The sequence below is a fragment of the Rhizobium sp. NLR10b genome, assembly GCF_019685435.1.
Classification (GTDB): Bacteria; Pseudomonadota; Alphaproteobacteria; order Rhizobiales; family Rhizobiaceae; genus Rhizobium.
On the sequence record NZ_JABDWV010000005.1, the window covers coordinates 157,570 to 170,938 of the forward strand.

Annotated in this window: 15 protein-coding genes and 1 tRNA gene; 7 read left to right on the forward strand and 9 right to left on the reverse strand. The window is 61.2% G+C overall.

Features of this window, described 5'->3' with window-relative positions; translation table 11 throughout:
• Positions 1 to 55: 55 nt before the first annotated feature.
• Positions 56 to 1,147 carry a DUF475 domain-containing protein gene (locus tag HJB91_RS09685; protein ID WP_221154538.1) on the reverse strand — a complete coding sequence of 364 codons (1,092 nt, stop codon included), beginning with the start codon at positions 1,145 to 1,147 and terminating at the stop codon, positions 56 to 58.
• A gap of 345 nt (positions 1,148 to 1,492) precedes the next feature.
• Between HJB91_RS09685 and HJB91_RS09690 the strand changes: the two genes are divergently transcribed.
• The 3 genes from HJB91_RS09690 to HJB91_RS09700 all read left to right on the forward strand — a co-directional run bounded on the left by HJB91_RS09690 (position 1,493) and on the right by HJB91_RS09700 (position 2,835).
• Positions 1,493 to 1,723: a hypothetical protein gene (locus HJB91_RS09690; protein WP_210629844.1), complete on the forward strand. Its 231-nt coding sequence runs from the start codon at positions 1,493 to 1,495 to the stop codon at positions 1,721 to 1,723.
• A 40-nt stretch (positions 1,724 to 1,763) separates the two neighbouring features.
• Positions 1,764 to 1,964, forward strand: coding sequence for a hypothetical protein (locus tag HJB91_RS09695; RefSeq protein ID WP_405047661.1), 201 nt, complete (start codon positions 1,764 to 1,766; stop codon positions 1,962 to 1,964).
• 148 nt (positions 1,965 to 2,112) lie between these two features.
• Positions 2,113 to 2,835 carry a hypothetical protein gene (locus HJB91_RS09700; RefSeq protein WP_221146401.1) on the forward strand — a complete coding sequence of 241 codons (723 nt, stop codon included), beginning with the start codon at positions 2,113 to 2,115 and terminating at the stop codon, positions 2,833 to 2,835.
• A 6-nt stretch (positions 2,836 to 2,841) separates the two neighbouring features.
• Here the strand turns inward: HJB91_RS09700 and HJB91_RS09705 are convergent, their stop codons facing one another.
• From HJB91_RS09705 to cpdR1, 5 genes are all read right to left on the reverse strand, one after another.
• The gene (locus HJB91_RS09705; protein ID WP_210629846.1) at positions 2,842 to 3,336 is read right to left on the reverse strand and encodes a hypothetical protein; all 495 of its coding nucleotides are present in this window, start codon (positions 3,334 to 3,336) and stop codon (positions 2,842 to 2,844) included.
• Between the two features lie 386 nt (positions 3,337 to 3,722).
• On the reverse strand, positions 3,723 to 4,766 hold the full coding sequence (locus tag HJB91_RS09710) for a porin (RefSeq protein WP_221146402.1): 1,044 nt from the start codon (positions 4,764 to 4,766) through the stop codon (positions 3,723 to 3,725).
• Positions 4,767 to 5,277: 511 nt separating this feature from the next.
• Complete coding sequence (locus HJB91_RS31120) at positions 5,278 to 5,472, reverse strand: hypothetical protein (protein ID WP_311044437.1); 195 nt, start codon at positions 5,470 to 5,472, stop codon at positions 5,278 to 5,280.
• Positions 5,473 to 5,569: 97 nt separating this feature from the next.
• Positions 5,570 to 5,644 (reverse strand) — tRNA-Val (locus HJB91_RS09720).
• 84 nt (positions 5,645 to 5,728) lie between these two features.
• A complete protein-coding gene (gene cpdR1, locus HJB91_RS09725) occupies positions 5,729 to 6,091 on the reverse strand; it encodes a response regulator CpdR1 (protein WP_003542883.1) in 363 nt (120 codons plus the stop codon).
• 188 nt (positions 6,092 to 6,279) lie between these two features.
• Here cpdR1 and HJB91_RS09730 point away from each other — a divergent pair, with 188 nt between their 5' ends.
• Entirely contained in the window at positions 6,280 to 7,161 is an 882-nt protein-coding gene (locus HJB91_RS09730) for an N-formylglutamate amidohydrolase (RefSeq protein ID WP_210629848.1), read from the forward strand.
• Between the two features lie 265 nt (positions 7,162 to 7,426).
• Positions 7,427 to 8,200, forward strand: a complete 774-nt coding sequence (gene hisN, locus HJB91_RS09735; RefSeq protein ID WP_210629849.1) for a histidinol-phosphatase — start codon at positions 7,427 to 7,429, stop codon at positions 8,198 to 8,200.
• A gap of 70 nt (positions 8,201 to 8,270) precedes the next feature.
• On the opposite strand, the gene HJB91_RS09740 is transcribed toward hisN, so the two are convergent.
• Positions 8,271 to 9,245, reverse strand: coding sequence for an alpha/beta fold hydrolase (locus tag HJB91_RS09740; protein WP_210629850.1), 975 nt, complete (start codon positions 9,243 to 9,245; stop codon positions 8,271 to 8,273).
• A 399-nt stretch (positions 9,246 to 9,644) separates the two neighbouring features.
• Here HJB91_RS09740 and HJB91_RS09745 point away from each other — a divergent pair, with 399 nt between their 5' ends.
• Positions 9,645 to 10,115, forward strand: coding sequence for an Hsp20 family protein (locus HJB91_RS09745; RefSeq protein WP_210629851.1), 471 nt, complete (start codon positions 9,645 to 9,647; stop codon positions 10,113 to 10,115).
• Between the two features lie 76 nt (positions 10,116 to 10,191).
• Here the strand turns inward: HJB91_RS09745 and HJB91_RS09750 are convergent, their stop codons facing one another.
• Entirely contained in the window at positions 10,192 to 11,196 is a 1,005-nt protein-coding gene (locus HJB91_RS09750) for a bile acid:sodium symporter family protein (RefSeq protein WP_210629852.1), read from the reverse strand.
• Between the two features lie 88 nt (positions 11,197 to 11,284).
• Here HJB91_RS09750 and HJB91_RS09755 point away from each other — a divergent pair, with 88 nt between their 5' ends.
• The gene (locus tag HJB91_RS09755) at positions 11,285 to 12,139 is read left to right on the forward strand and encodes a LysR family transcriptional regulator (RefSeq protein WP_221154541.1); all 855 of its coding nucleotides are present in this window, start codon (positions 11,285 to 11,287) and stop codon (positions 12,137 to 12,139) included.
• Positions 12,140 to 12,193: 54 nt separating this feature from the next.
• On the opposite strand, the gene HJB91_RS09760 is transcribed toward HJB91_RS09755, so the two are convergent.
• Entirely contained in the window at positions 12,194 to 13,246 is a 1,053-nt protein-coding gene (locus HJB91_RS09760; RefSeq protein WP_221154542.1) for a low specificity L-threonine aldolase, read from the reverse strand.
• Positions 13,247 to 13,369 lie beyond the last annotated feature (123 nt).

Sequence of the window (13,369 nt, forward strand, 5' to 3'; positions counted from 1 at the left end):
TCGGAGCAATAGCCGCAACGCTGAAGCGCGTTGCGACGTTCCATCGCCTGCCACGTCAGGCGTGCAGTTCTTCCCGCCGGTCGGCGTGATCATCCGCCCTCTCGCGCCTGTTGTGGCGAATGGACGACCAGAGCGACAGACCGATCAAGACCGCGCCGCCGAGGCCGGTGATAACCTCGGGAATGTGCACCAGGGTCTGCGCATACATGATCACCGAGAGGATCAGGATGGCGTAGAAGGCGCCATGTTCGAGGTAGCGGTATTCTGCAAGCGTTCCCTTCTCCACCAGCATGATGGTCATCGAGCGCACATACATGGCGCCGATGCCGAGGCCGATCGCGATGACGAAGAGATTCTGCGTCAAGGCGAAGGCGCCGATGACGCCGTCGAAGGAGAAGCTGGCATCCAGCACCTCCAGATAGACGAAGGCGCCGAGGCCGCCCTTGGCGGCTGCGCTCATCGTCTGCTGCGACGCATCGAGTAACTCGCCGACGACCTCGACCGCGAGGAAGGTGAGCAAGCCGTAAATGGCGCAATGGACGAAGACGCTGGCGTCCTCGCCGCCGATCAGCCAGGAGAATACAAGCATCAGCGCCAGCACGAAGGCGATTTCGATGCCCCTGATGGTGGCCGAGCGCGCCATCACCTTTTCCAGGCCGCGAAGCCAATGGATCGTCTTCTCTTGGTCGAAGAAATAGCTGAGGCCGACCATCATCAGAAAGGTGCCGCCGAAGGCTGCGATCGGCAGATGCGCATCGTTCATGATGCGGGCATATTCCTCGGGTTCGCGGGCGGCGAGCACCAGAGCGTCCCAGGGGCCGATGCGTGCGGCGATGGCGACGATCGCCAGCGGAAAGACAATGCGCATGCCGAAGACGGCAATGATGATGCCCCAGGTGAGGAATCGTTTCTGCCAGACCGGCGTCATCTCCTTCAGCTTGTTGGCATTGACGATGGCATTGTCGAAGGAGAGCGAGATCTCCAGCACCGCAAGCACGGTGCAGATGAAGAAGACGGTCGCCATGCCGCCGATCGTGCCGGTGGTCTGCCAACCGAGCACGGCGCCGAGAATGAGCCCGAGGGCCGTGACGATGAAAGCCCAGCGGAAATAGCCGAGCGAGGATTTATTGGTCTGGGACTGGTTCATGGCCGCACCTCGCGGCCGCAAAGCTTGGAGGGGATGGAGGTATTATAAAAACGCGGCATACCACAACGGGCATGCTGACGAGGCATGGTGAGCTTTTTCATCGATGAAAAATCCGCCGGCTGAGCTGCAGGCGGTACCGACATCACGAGAGCGCCGTAAAAACTCTCGCCAGAGGGGCCCGGCACCAATGTTCCCCGTAGCCGATGTCTGGAAGGCTGCGGGATAGGCCCTAGGTAATCTACTTCCCCAACCAGTCAAGGCCAAACGCGCCACAGAAAACGGCAAATTTTCGGGAACCATTGGGGCCTCCGCTCGTTAAACCCTGGTTGATCTGAAAGGATGCCGATGATGCACACTTCGACCCATGTTCCCGACAAGCGCACGGAGGCATCCGACCGCATGAAGCGGGCGAGACCAAATCGCATGCAGAAGGCACAGGTACTGCCTCCGCATCATGTCGACCTGACGCTGACGCCCGGCGTCATCCACGACATTCACGTGCCGGCGCATGTGACCGGCGCGGACCTTTCCAAAGGGGGGCCTGACATCAAAGCTCATACGAACACGAAGAAATAACGGCTCTTCCGAAGGTTTCTTCGGCGTGCTGACGGTCGATCTGAAACAGGGTGAGAAACATATGGCAATGAACTTTGTGGCCCGGGATATTGTGATCCGGCACGAAAATGAATGGCAGGCCATCCGCGAGGGGGCCGACAAGCGCATCGAGATCGGCAAACGCAAACAGTCGATCGCTTCGCCCAGCAGCGGCGCTGCATCGGCGGGGAAAAACGAGCCTTCGGCCCAACGTCCGGACTAGGCGAAAGACAAACCTGTGGAGATAGGCGCCCGGCGATGCCGGGCGTTTTGCTGTCCAGAGTATCGGCCCACGTCAAAGATAACGGCCCGCGCCAACCTTTCGGAAAGGATTGGGCAGCGATAATCCCGGCCTCACGGGATTCGGACAGATGGCCAAGACAGCGACACGCGGCCGCCGCAAGGCGCCGGCGAGAGGAAAGAGCAGAGCGCGCGGCGGCGGGTTGCTGCCCTGGGCGGTGATCGGCATTGCCGCGATCGGCGGCATCGTCGCTCACGACAATTGGAAGAGCCTTCAGCCTATGCTTGAACGGCACTCGGCGCCGATCGCAGCGGAAATGGCGGAGCCGAGACCTGTCACCAGGAAGGATGTGCCGCCGAAGCAGGTGGCGCTTGTCGCACCGACGCCGAGAGCCGCGCCGCCGACGCTGCAGGCGCAGCCGCTGCCGCCGGCTGCAATCCCGACGCCGGCCATCCAGCCGGTCAAGGCGGTGCCGGCCCCGGCCTCTCCCGGGGCTCAGCAGACGGCAACGGGCGCCTTCGGCTATTGCGGGCAGGGCGCGCACATCAATTGCGTCGGCGACGGCGGCGTCTTCTGGTACAAGGGCGAAAAGATCGTCATTGCCGATATGGCAAGCCCGGTGGCCGACCAGGCGCGCTGCGATGACGAACGCAGAGTGGCCTTTGCCGCGAAGCTGCGCCTGCTGGCGCTTCTGAACGCCGGCCCCTTCGCCATCGACGCGGCTGGAACGACCGAGCCCTCAGGCGCGCAGCGGATCGTCTCGCGCGACGGGCGCTCTTTTGGCGCGCAGCTGATCAAGGAAGGGCTGGCGCGCAAGCCAGGGGCGGCCGGCGGCGCGTGGTGCGCCGCCTGACGGGAGCTATTTTCCCTTTTTCACCAGCTGGCCGCCGGTGCGGAAGCTGCCGGTGAAGGAGGAGTCCTTGCTTTCGGCGGTGCATTCGATCGCAATCGGCTTGCCGGCGTAGGGATTGCCGAAGGTGCAGAAGCCGGCGACCTTGACCTGGCCGGTCATCTTGTTGCCGACGCCCGTCGTTACCAGGCTCAACGGCAGGCGAGCATTGCCGTTGGAGGCTGGCTTGATGCCGCTGCCATCGCCCTGGAAGCCGAGCGCTTTTCCGTCTGAAGTGAAGATGAAGGTCACCGAACCGTTGGCCAGCGTGACGCTGGCAAGCTCGTTTTTGCAGCCCTTGGTGGCGTCGAATTTGGCGACGACCAGTCTGGCGCATTTGCCGGAAAGCGTAATGACGCCGGGAGCGCCGGGAAATGTCTCCGGCGGGGAGGCCGGCGCGGCAGAGGCTGGCAAGGCAAGGACGGCGGCAACAAAGCCGGCGGCTGCAAGCGCGGATAACTTCATTTCAATCTCAAATCCCATGTCCTGGCGAGGCGAATCACCGCTTCACCTTCGATTGGCCATGGCACGGCTCTGTGTCCGAAATTTGGTTCCATGTAGCATAAAGATTCTGCCGTTCGCCGGGCCAGCCCGCGGAAGGGCGGAACGTCGGTTTGGCTTGCCGGTTAAAAGGTCCGGCAACGGCATGATCTTCCGGACATCGGCAAGGTTCCTGCGTCCGATAGGACGCACGACGCTCTAATGGCCGTGCTCGTCGAGCGCCTGCCGTCTGGACGCACTTCTGGTCAAGGCGGAATGGGCCTAGGCAGGGAAGTCCAGGCCCATTCTTTCCCGATCGGAGGTCAGTCAGATCAGGAATTTATAGCTGCCGGTCTGGCCGGCAGCCTTGATCAGAACGCGCGCTGCAGGCGGAAGTAGCCCGAGGTTACGTCGTCGGCATTGTCCGGATCGAGGTACTGAACCGAGACCTTTGCGGAGAAGTTGTCGACGATCTGATAGTCGATCGTTACGCCAGCCTTCCAGGCGCTGACGTCGTCGTTAAACTCGCCGGCAGTGATGCCGTAGTTGTCGTAGTACTGAACGGCCGGAGTGATCTTCAGCTTGTCAGTCGCCTTGATGGCGTATTCGGCAGCGATCGCCCATTCAGCCTTGTTGTAGTAGGCGTTCGGGTTGGATGCGTAGACGACTGCGAGGCCTAGCGTGCCGGGGCCGACGGCAACCGTACCCATGGCGCGGACGGCGCCTTCTTCGTTGTCAGTGTCGTAACCGGCAGTGATCTGGTAGCTGAAGATACCGGCCTTGCCGCCGAGACCGACGGCAACGCCGACGTTGTTGGCGGTTTCGCCGTTGTAGAACGGGCTGTCTTCCAGCTCGTCGACGCTGATGCCAGCATAGAAGGCGTCGGTTTCGTATTGATAACGCAGCGAGTTATGCAGCGTTACCGGAGAACCGATATCGTCGGTTTCGCCGGAGAGGCCGTCGTCCCACCAGGAGTAGAACAGACCAGCACGGAAGCCTGCGATGTCGATGTAAGCGGAGTCGAGCTGGGCCTTCTGGGCTGAAGCATTGTCAGCATTGAACTGCATGACGATAACACCGGTCAGCGGACCATATTCGGTGTCGCTCTTGGCGGTGAACTGAACCTGGCCGCGGGTGCGGGCGTCCCAGTCCGAGTCGTTGGCGACGGAACCGCCGCCGCCGGCGCCGATCGAGCTGGCGTTCGGAGCAACGTCAACCTGGAAACGGACGTAGCCGTTGATCTTCAGGCAGGTCTCGGTGCCGGGGATGTAGAAGTAGCCGGTGCCGTAAGCGTCGCAGACGCGAACATATTCAACCGGTTCCGGTTCGGCGGCGACGATAGCGTCAGCGGCCTGAGCACCGGATACTGCTGCGAGAGCAGCAGCGGAGCCGAGAAGAAGGCTCTTGATGTTCATGGAATAACCTCCAGTTCAGATGCGAGAGGATGAAGACCGTTGCCATCGGCAGTCCCTACGTGTCTTCACCCCGTGTGATCGAAGCGGCACCTTTTTAGCTCGGTGTCTGCCTCGCCGCGGAAGTTACATAAGGGATGTTGGACCGCAACGTCATTGTCGATCATGACAGCAGGCTGCACCGGCTATGTTGCTGAAATAACACGCATTTTGTCACAAACTCGTCATCTGCTTGTCACAAAAATCATACTTCTGAATTCCGAGCAACGAGGGGCTGAGCACTCAGCAATGGTATGCAATTGATGCTCGAATGAGCGCCTCCTCATATGAGGGCGGCTGGCGGCCATAACTGCAATCTACGCGAGTCGGCGCAAGGCCAGGCGACCGGATTGCCTGGACACCGATCAATCGGAGCAAGGGACGGATCTCAATGACTGCGACATCCTCAAGCGGAGACAGAAATCGCCTCGCTCGCTAAAGCACATCGCATGAACCAGCTTTGATGCGACGTGCTTTAAGGACTTTTGAAGTCGTCCCAGAGGATCGCTACCCCAGCCGCGAATATCGTGATCGGAATCAGCCAAAACTTGATGCTGATCGGTTCAACGACATGAAACTGCATGTAACCGAAACCGAAGAGGCCAACACCAGCCAGGGCGAAGCCCAGAATTATGGGTATCGCTTTACCTGTCCGCGTCCTTTGCGTCATACGCCCCCTGCGCCAAAGGTCGGATTCGGGCGTACGCCGGTCTTGATAAATAAAATCCCCGAGTCGGAGATCTATCAATGATGTCAGGGAGATCGGATGGTGGGCGTGACAGGGATTGAACCTGTGACCCCTACGATGTCAACGTAGTGCTCTCCCGCTGAGCTACACGCCCATCCGATGGCGGCGCATAGATCACAAAACCTTCGGAGCCGTCAATAGGCTTTTTTCAGTTTTGTGACGCGCCGCCCGACAAGCCTTACGCGGCAAGCATTTTATTGACCTCGTCGACGAGGTCGCGCAGGTGGAAAGGCTTGGAAAGGACCTTGGCATCCTTCGGCGCCTTCGAATCGGGGTTCAGCGCCACGGCGGCAAAACCGGTGATGAACATCACCTTCAGATCGGGATCGAGTTCGGTGGCCCGGCGCGCCAGCTCGATGCCATCCATTTCGGGCATGACGATATCAGTCAGCAGCAGGGAAAATGGCTCCTCGCGCAGCCGGTCATAGGCGCTGGCGCCATTGTCGTAAGAAAGGACCTTGTAGCCGGCCTTTTCGAGCGCTTTCACCAGGAAACGGCGCATGTCGTTGTCGTCTTCGGCGAGAAGTATCTTCTGAGTCATCAATCCAGACCGCTAATCAATAGGTTTTGGGTGGGCTGCCAGCCGTCTACACTAGTCTTTGCCCGGTAAACAACCGGTGAATTGCCTGTGCGTGATGGTCATCCCTTCCACATAGTATGGACTTGAGGGCGGGCAACTGGCAACATGAACAAAGCAGTCAGTTCATGACATGGTAAAGAGGGCCGAAAGTGCCGGAAATCCGCGAATACGAGCTTTTTGAGGTCCATGAGCCCGTGTCGCAGACCATTCCTTTCGTCTACAACTCCCCCCATAGCGGCCGAATTTATCCACCGGAATTCATCGCCCAATCGAGGCTGGAAGGCATAGCGATCCGCCGTTCGGAGGACCACTATGTCGACGAGCTGTTCGGCTCGGCCGTCGAACTGGGCGCGCCACTGCTCGCCGCCAATTTTCCGCGGGCCTATCTCGACGTCAATCGTGAGCCCTACGAGCTCGATCCCAGGATGTTCGACGGGCTGCTGCCGCCCTATGCCAACATCAATTCCCTGAGGGTTGCCGGCGGACTCGGGACCATTCCGCGCATCGTTGCCGAGAACATGGAGATCTACGCACGGCGGCTGCCGGTGCAGGAGGGGCTCGATCGGGTCGAGGCAGTCTACAAACCCTACCACGCGGCGCTGCGCCGGCTGATCGCCCGCACCCATGTGCAGTTCGGCTTCGGCGTTCTGATCGACTGCCACTCGATGCCCGGCAATGTGCGGGTCGCGGGCTGCACCACGCGGCCCGATTTCATCGTCGGCGACCGGTACGGCACCAGCGCTTCGGCCGAACTTTCACGCGCCGCCATCGCCATCCTCGAGGAAATGGGGTTCGCGGCGATCCGTAACAAGCCTTATGCCGGCGGCTTCATCACCGAGCATTACGGCCGCCCCTCGCGCGGTCTGCACGCGCTGCAGATCGAAGTGAACCGGGCGATCTATGTCGACGAGGTGACGCTGGAGAAGCGCGAGGATTTCGCCGCGGTGGCCGACGCCGTCGCGGCCTTCATGCGGCAGATGGCGGATTATGTCGAAAAATTCGCCGGCGATCGAGCGCTGGCCGCCGAGTAAACTGCTTTCCTGATTCTCGACCTGCCTCCCCAGGTCAAAAAAAACCGCGCTTGTCAGCGCGGCTAAGTCTAGGGAGGAAACACCCAAGGAGGGTATTTACAGTCAGAAGACTGTAACGACGACGGTACTATTGCATTGCACAAATGTCAAGCAATATATTGCGCTGCGATATCTTTGGGCAATTCGCCTGACGTTGCCCGCTTCGTTTGCATTCCCGCTCGTTTTCGCTATGAAAGCGCATTCCCGCCAGCCAAACGGTGTCACAATGCTTCCTGACCGTTCATTCTTCAATCGTCTGGCGGAGGTCGCCCGCGCCGAGACGCTGCCGCGCTTCCGCTCCGGCCTTGATGTCACGAATAAACTTTCTTCCGGCTTCGATCCGGTGACGGAAGGCGATCGGGCGGCCGAGTTCGCCATCCGGGCGCTGATCGAGGAGAATTTCCCCGACCACGGCATTCTCGGCGAGGAGCACGGCGATGTCGGGCTCGACCGAGACTATGTCTGGGTGATCGATCCGATCGACGGCACGCGCGCCTTCATATCGGGCGTGCCGGTCTGGGGAACGCTGATCGGCCTGCAGAAGGAAGGCCGGGCCATCATGGGCATGATCGAGCAGCCCTTTACCGGAGAACGTTATTTCGCCGACGAGAACGGCTCGATCTATACCGGGCCGGAGGGTGAGCGGCGGCTGGTGACCCGCCAGTGCGAGGCGCTTTCGAGCGCCATTCTGTTCACGACCTCGCCACATCTCTTCGCCGGCGGGGAGATTGAGAAGTATCGGGAGATCGAGGGGCAGGTGCGGCTCTTCCGCTATGGATGCGACTGTTATGCCTATGCGCTGCTTGCCGCCGGCCATATCGATCTCGTCATCGAAAACGGGCTGAAGCCCTATGACGTCGGCGGCATCATTCCCGTCATCGAGGGGGCGGGCGGCATCATCACCACCTGGGACGGCGAACGGCCGGAAAACGGCGGCTCGATCATCGCCGCCGGCAGCCGCGCGGTCTACGAGCAGGCAATCGCCATCCTGCAGCGCTGAACCCGGGCTCGGCAAAGCCGATGCCCCAGGCCGGCAAGGCCGATTCCACTGGCGGCTCGGTTGATCCGGCTCACGTGCCGAGGGCGGCGACATCATGATTTTCCTCGGCATCGCTGCCGGGGATGAAGGCGTGGAAGGCCGCCAGCGCCGCGGCGCGATAAATATCCCGTTCCTGGAAGATCTCATGGCGGGCGCCGTTGATCGGCACCAGCTGGCCGGCGCGGAAATAACGCGAGAGCCGCTCCTGTGCCGTGTAGGGCACGACGCCATCACGTGTCGGGGCGATGACGATGGTCGGGATGGTAATCGAGAAGAGATGGTTGGGCGAGGTGACCCGGTCCATGGTCCGGAAGGCTTCGGTCAGCCAGCGGGCCGTCGGCGGCCCGAGCGTCAGTTCCGGATGGGCCTTCATCATCGCAATATTGCGCTCGAAGCGGGTTTCGTCTGAGGTCAACGGATTGTCGCGGAATTCCGACTCCTTCAGCTTCGAGGTCAGCGGCATGAAGCCGAGGCCGGCGGCCGTCAGCGCGCCGGCGAGGGTGCGGATGACGCGGGGCGAGGCCGACTGGCCGGTCAGGCCGATGAAGGGAGCCGATAGCACCATGCGGTCGATGCGGGTGGTGAGATAGGGGGCGGCCGACAGCGCGATCAGTCCGCCGGTGGAATGGCCGAGCAGGTAGAACGGCAGGCGGGTATCCGGCAGCACTATCTTTTCGAGGAAGGTGTCGAGATCGCGCTCGTAATCGGAAAAGCGGCGGATATGGCCGTGATTGCGGCGCTTCAGGAGCCGCGACGAACCGCCCTGGCCACGTAGGTCGAAGGTCGCGACCCAGAGGCCTTTGCCTGTCAGGTCGCGGATCGTCTCGAAATATTTTTCGATATATTCGTTGCGGCCATGGATGATGACGACCGTGCCCTTGGCGACCTGGGCGCCAGAACGGAAAACGGCGTAACGCAGCCGGTGACCGTCATGGGTTTCGAAGAACCCTTCGGTGCGGTTTTCCGGGGCAGGATTGTCGGGCGTCGAATAGAGAACCTGATCCATCACTTACCTATGCGCCGCTGCTGAATGCTTCCCTATCAGGGATAGCGCATGGCGCCCAGCTTGGAAAGCGGGGGAAAAAGGGCCGGCGGGAGCGTGAGGGCGCTCGCGGCCGGCCCAAGTTTAGACTGAAGAAGAAGGGACGATGCACTTCAGTCATCGGGGCCAGTGTCACCCGACATCGTCATTTCTAGGCAGGCATGTCTGAACGCCTTCCGAACCGGCCGTTCACGCGCGGTTCACGGCCGGCCGAGGGGGCCTCGAAAAGGTCTTGAACTCCTCGAATCGCGTCACCATCTCCATCCTGCGGGTGCCAAAGGGGCCCGCGCAACCGTCCCGAGACCGCCAAGATGGGGTTTCAGGGCACCTTATCGCAACACGTCGCTTCCCTAGGAGGACATCATGCGTCACGTAGACTTCTCTCCCCTCTATCGTTCGACGGTCGGTTTCGACCGCCTCTTCACCATGCTCGACAGCCTTGCTCAGCCGGAGCAGGCGCAGACCTATCCGCCCTATAATATCGAGCGCACCGGTGAAAACACCTATCGCATCACCATGGCGGTCGCCGGCTTCGACGAGACCGAGCTTTCGATCGAAGCTCATGCCCATGTGCTGTCCGTGAAGGGTGAAAAGAACGAGGAAACCGCTGAAGGCGGCGAATTCCTCTATCGCGGCATTGCCAAGCGCGCCTTCGAGCGCCGCTTCCAGCTTGCCGATCACGTCGAGGTGTCAGCCGCTTCGCTGAAGAATGGCCTGCTTCACATCGATCTTCTGCGCAACATTCCCGAGGCCATGAAGCCCCGCAAGATCACGATTGCCGCCGAGCCGGTCGAGGCTCCGAAGGCGATCGAGGCGCAGGTCGTCAACGGTTAACAGCTGTCCTTCAGGGACAATGGACGGCGCTCCGATCGGGGCGCCGTTTTTTTATTGCCGAACATCTTATTGGCGTTCAGGCCGGGCTGGCGGCGTCCTTCATTTGCTGTTCCGTTACGCGCCGGGCTGCTGCTGCGGCATATTTCTGGGCGATGACGGCGCAGACCATCAGCTGAATCTGGTGGAAGAGCATCAGCGGAAGCACGATCGCCCCAATCGATTGGCCGGCGAAGATGACGTTTGCCATCGGAACGCCGCTTGCCAAGCTCTTTTTCGAGCCGCAGAAGGTGATGGTGATCTCGTCAGCCTTGTCGAATCCCAGCCAGCGGCTGCCGAACATCGTCAAGACAAGAACAAACGCCAGAAGCACGACGTCGGCGACGACGACAACGGCGATGTCGGCAATCGAGAAAGTGTGCCACAGTCCTTCGACGATCGCCGTCGAGAAGGCGAGATAGACCACCATCAGGATCGAGCCGCGGTCGACCGGCATGAGAATCTTCTTCTTGGCGCGAATCCAATCGCCGATCCAGGGCTGCAGGATCTGGCCAACGATGAAAGGCGCAAGCAGCTGCAGCAGGATCTGCCGAAGCGCGTCGAAGGAGAAGCCGCCATGGCCGCCGACGGAAAAGAGCAGGCCGACCAGCAGCGGCGTCAGGAACATGCCGAAAATGTTCGAGGCCGAGGCCGAGCAGATCGCGGCGGGCACATTGCCGCCCGCCATCGAGGTGAAGGCGATCGACGACTGCACCGTCGACGGCAGCACGCAAAGGAAGAGGATGCCGAGGTAAAGCGGCCGTGGCAGGATCGCGTCGGGGATGAAGCCGAGTCCGAGCCCGAGCAGCGGGAAGATGCCGAACGTCGTCAGCAGGATGACGAGATGCAGCCGCCAGTGCAGCAGACCAGCAATGACGACGTCACGGGAAAGGCGCGCGCCGTGCAGGAAAAACAGCGCCGCGATGGCCATATCGGTGGCGACGCCGAAATAATCCGCAAAACTGCCGCTCGCCGGAAACAGGGAGGCGAGAATGACGGTGCAGACGAGCAGGATCGTGAACGTATCTGGCAGAAAGCGGCGCATGACGGTCTCGCAGCAATAAAGTAACCGTTGTTCTGTCGTCCATTATGATCCAGGATGCAAGCAATAACAGTTATCGAGATGCTGGATTATGCTGGACCTCGCGCAGTTGCGCAGTTTCGTTACCGTCGAACAGATGGGCAGTTTCACGCTTGCTGCGGAAAGGCTGGGCCTCGGGCAATCGACGGTCAGCCAGCATATCCAGCGGCTGGAGGCGGCGCTCGGACGCAAGCTGCTCGCGCGCGACACCCACAAGGTGATGCTCACCGGTGACGGCGAGGCGCTGCTTTCGCATGCGCGCGCCATGCTTTCGATCGAGGGGCAAGTGCAGGCGCTGTTCAAGAGCAACAGCCTGCGCGGCAGCCTCCGGCTCGGCGTGTCGGAGGATTTCGTCACCAGCCAGCTGCCAGCAGTGCTGGAGGATTTCGTTCGCTCGCACCCGTCCGTCGACCTGGAACTGACGGTGGCGCTTTCAGGCGTGCTTTATGAGATGCAGGATAATGGCGAAATCGATCTGGTGCTCGCCAAGCGCCGGCTTGGCGATGCGCGCGGAAAACTGGTTTATCGCGAGCCGCTCGTCTGGCTGGCGCGCGATCCTGAACGAGTGCTCGCCTCCGGTCCATTACCGCTGATCGCTTTCCCACCGCCGAGCGTGACACGGGCGATCGCCCTGGAAGCACTTGGGCGCAATGGCGTGCCGTGGCGGATCGTCTGCACTTGCGGCAGCCTGAGCGGGCTGATGGCAGCGGCGCGAGCCGGAATGGGCATGCTGGTGCAGCCGCGCAGTATGGCTCCGTCCGGGCTGAAAGAAGTTGCTGCGGGAAAATTGCCGGTGCTCGAGGATGTGGAATTCGTATTGGTGCCGCGCAAGGGTGCGGATCAGGCGCTGGTCTCGGCACTGTCCGACGATATTCTCCAAAAGGTCAGGGGGCTGAGGTCCGCATGACCCACAGCCGTCACGGGGAAACCTGACCGGCAGGCAGGCTCGTCCGGTCGTCGATCAGGCGGCCAGGCACCTCAGGAAGCCATCCACGTCTGCTTCCGTGGTTGCGAAGCTGGTGACGAGGCGGATCAAGCTCTCGCTTTCAGAAACGAGTTCGGGTGCTGCCGCAGGCGCCGGCCATTCATAAAATTTCGCGCCTTTTTCCTCTGCTGTTCTTGCAGCACTCTTGCTGATGACGGCAAAGACCTCGTTGGTCGCGGTCCGCCAGGCGAGGCGCCCGGCGCTGCTGGCGGCAATACCGGCGCGCAGCCTGTCGGCCATGGCGTTCGAATGGCGGGCGAGATCGAGCCAGAGGACATTTTCGAAATAGGCGTCGAACTGGGCTGCGATGAAGCGCGACTTGGAGAAGTGCTGGGCAGCGCGCTTGCGGATGAAGGGCATTTCCTTTGCCTGATCCGGATTGAAGAAGACGATCGCCTCCGCGCACCAACAGCCGTTCTTGGTGCCGCCGAAGGACAGCATGTCGACGCCGCGCTTCCAGGTCATCTCCGCAGGGGTGGCATCGAGTGCGATCAGCGCGTTGGCGAAGCGGGCGCCATCCATGTGGAGCGGCAGGTTGCGCTTCCTCGAGATGGCGGCGATCTCGCCGATCTCCGGCAGTGAATAGACGGTGCCGATCTCGGTCGACTGGGTGATGGTCACAGCGCTGGCGCGGCCATGACGGAGGGCATCCTCGGGAAAGTGCGCGATTTTTGCCGAAAGCTTTGCCGGATCGATCTTGCCGGCTTCGCCGTCGACGGCCATGAGGCGGGCGGAGCCGGAGAAGAATTCCGGCGCGCCGCATTCATCTTCGATCACATGGGCTTCCGAATGGCAGAAGGTAATCCCGCCGGGGCGCTGGACGCTCGCCAGCGCCAGGGAGTTGGCGGCCGTGCCGGTGGCGACGAAGAAAACGGAAACCTCACGCTCGAAGATCTCGCAGAAGCGGGCCTCGACCTTTTTGTCGAGATCACCGGCGCCATAGGCCGGAGCAAAGCCGGCCGATTCCGCAAGCAGGCGTTCGGCAATGGAACGGTGGGCGCCGGCCCAATTATCGGAAGCAAAGAACATGGCTAAGACCGTGGGGGAGTGGACGGAGAGTTGGGAGGTTTCGAAGCGGACCTTACGCCAAAGCTTCACGGGATCAAGGCTATCGCCCCTGATGCATCACGAAAATTGAATTACGCAATCAAT

Bases quoted from the DNA above. Each gene is read 5' to 3' on its own strand.
- HJB91_RS09685 (WP_221154538.1), bottom strand. From the start codon at position 1,147: ATGAACCAGTCCCAGACCAATAAATCCTCGCTCGGCTATTTCCGCTGG.
- HJB91_RS09690 (WP_210629844.1), top strand. From the start codon at position 1,493: ATGATGCACACTTCGACCCATGTTCCCGACAAGCGCACGGAGGCATCC.
- HJB91_RS09700 (WP_221146401.1), top strand. From the start codon at position 2,113: ATGGCCAAGACAGCGACACGCGGCCGCCGCAAGGCGCCGGCGAGAGGA.
- HJB91_RS09705 (WP_210629846.1), bottom strand. From the start codon at position 3,336: ATGAAGTTATCCGCGCTTGCAGCCGCCGGCTTTGTTGCCGCCGTCCTT.
- HJB91_RS09710 (WP_221146402.1), bottom strand. From the start codon at position 4,766: ATGAACATCAAGAGCCTTCTTCTCGGCTCCGCTGCTGCTCTCGCAGCA.
- HJB91_RS31120 (WP_311044437.1), bottom strand. From the start codon at position 5,472: ATGACGCAAAGGACGCGGACAGGTAAAGCGATACCCATAATTCTGGGC.
- cpdR1 (WP_003542883.1), bottom strand. From the start codon at position 6,091: ATGACTCAGAAGATACTTCTCGCCGAAGACGACAACGACATGCGCCGT.
- hisN (WP_210629849.1), top strand. From the start codon at position 7,427: ATGCTTCCTGACCGTTCATTCTTCAATCGTCTGGCGGAGGTCGCCCGC.
- HJB91_RS09740 (WP_210629850.1), bottom strand. From the start codon at position 9,245: ATGGATCAGGTTCTCTATTCGACGCCCGACAATCCTGCCCCGGAAAAC.
- HJB91_RS09745 (WP_210629851.1), top strand. From the start codon at position 9,645: ATGCGTCACGTAGACTTCTCTCCCCTCTATCGTTCGACGGTCGGTTTC.
- HJB91_RS09750 (WP_210629852.1), bottom strand. From the start codon at position 11,196: ATGCGCCGCTTTCTGCCAGATACGTTCACGATCCTGCTCGTCTGCACC.
- HJB91_RS09755 (WP_221154541.1), top strand. From the start codon at position 11,285: ATGCTGGACCTCGCGCAGTTGCGCAGTTTCGTTACCGTCGAACAGATG.
- HJB91_RS09760 (WP_221154542.1), bottom strand. From the start codon at position 13,246: ATGTTCTTTGCTTCCGATAATTGGGCCGGCGCCCACCGTTCCATTGCC.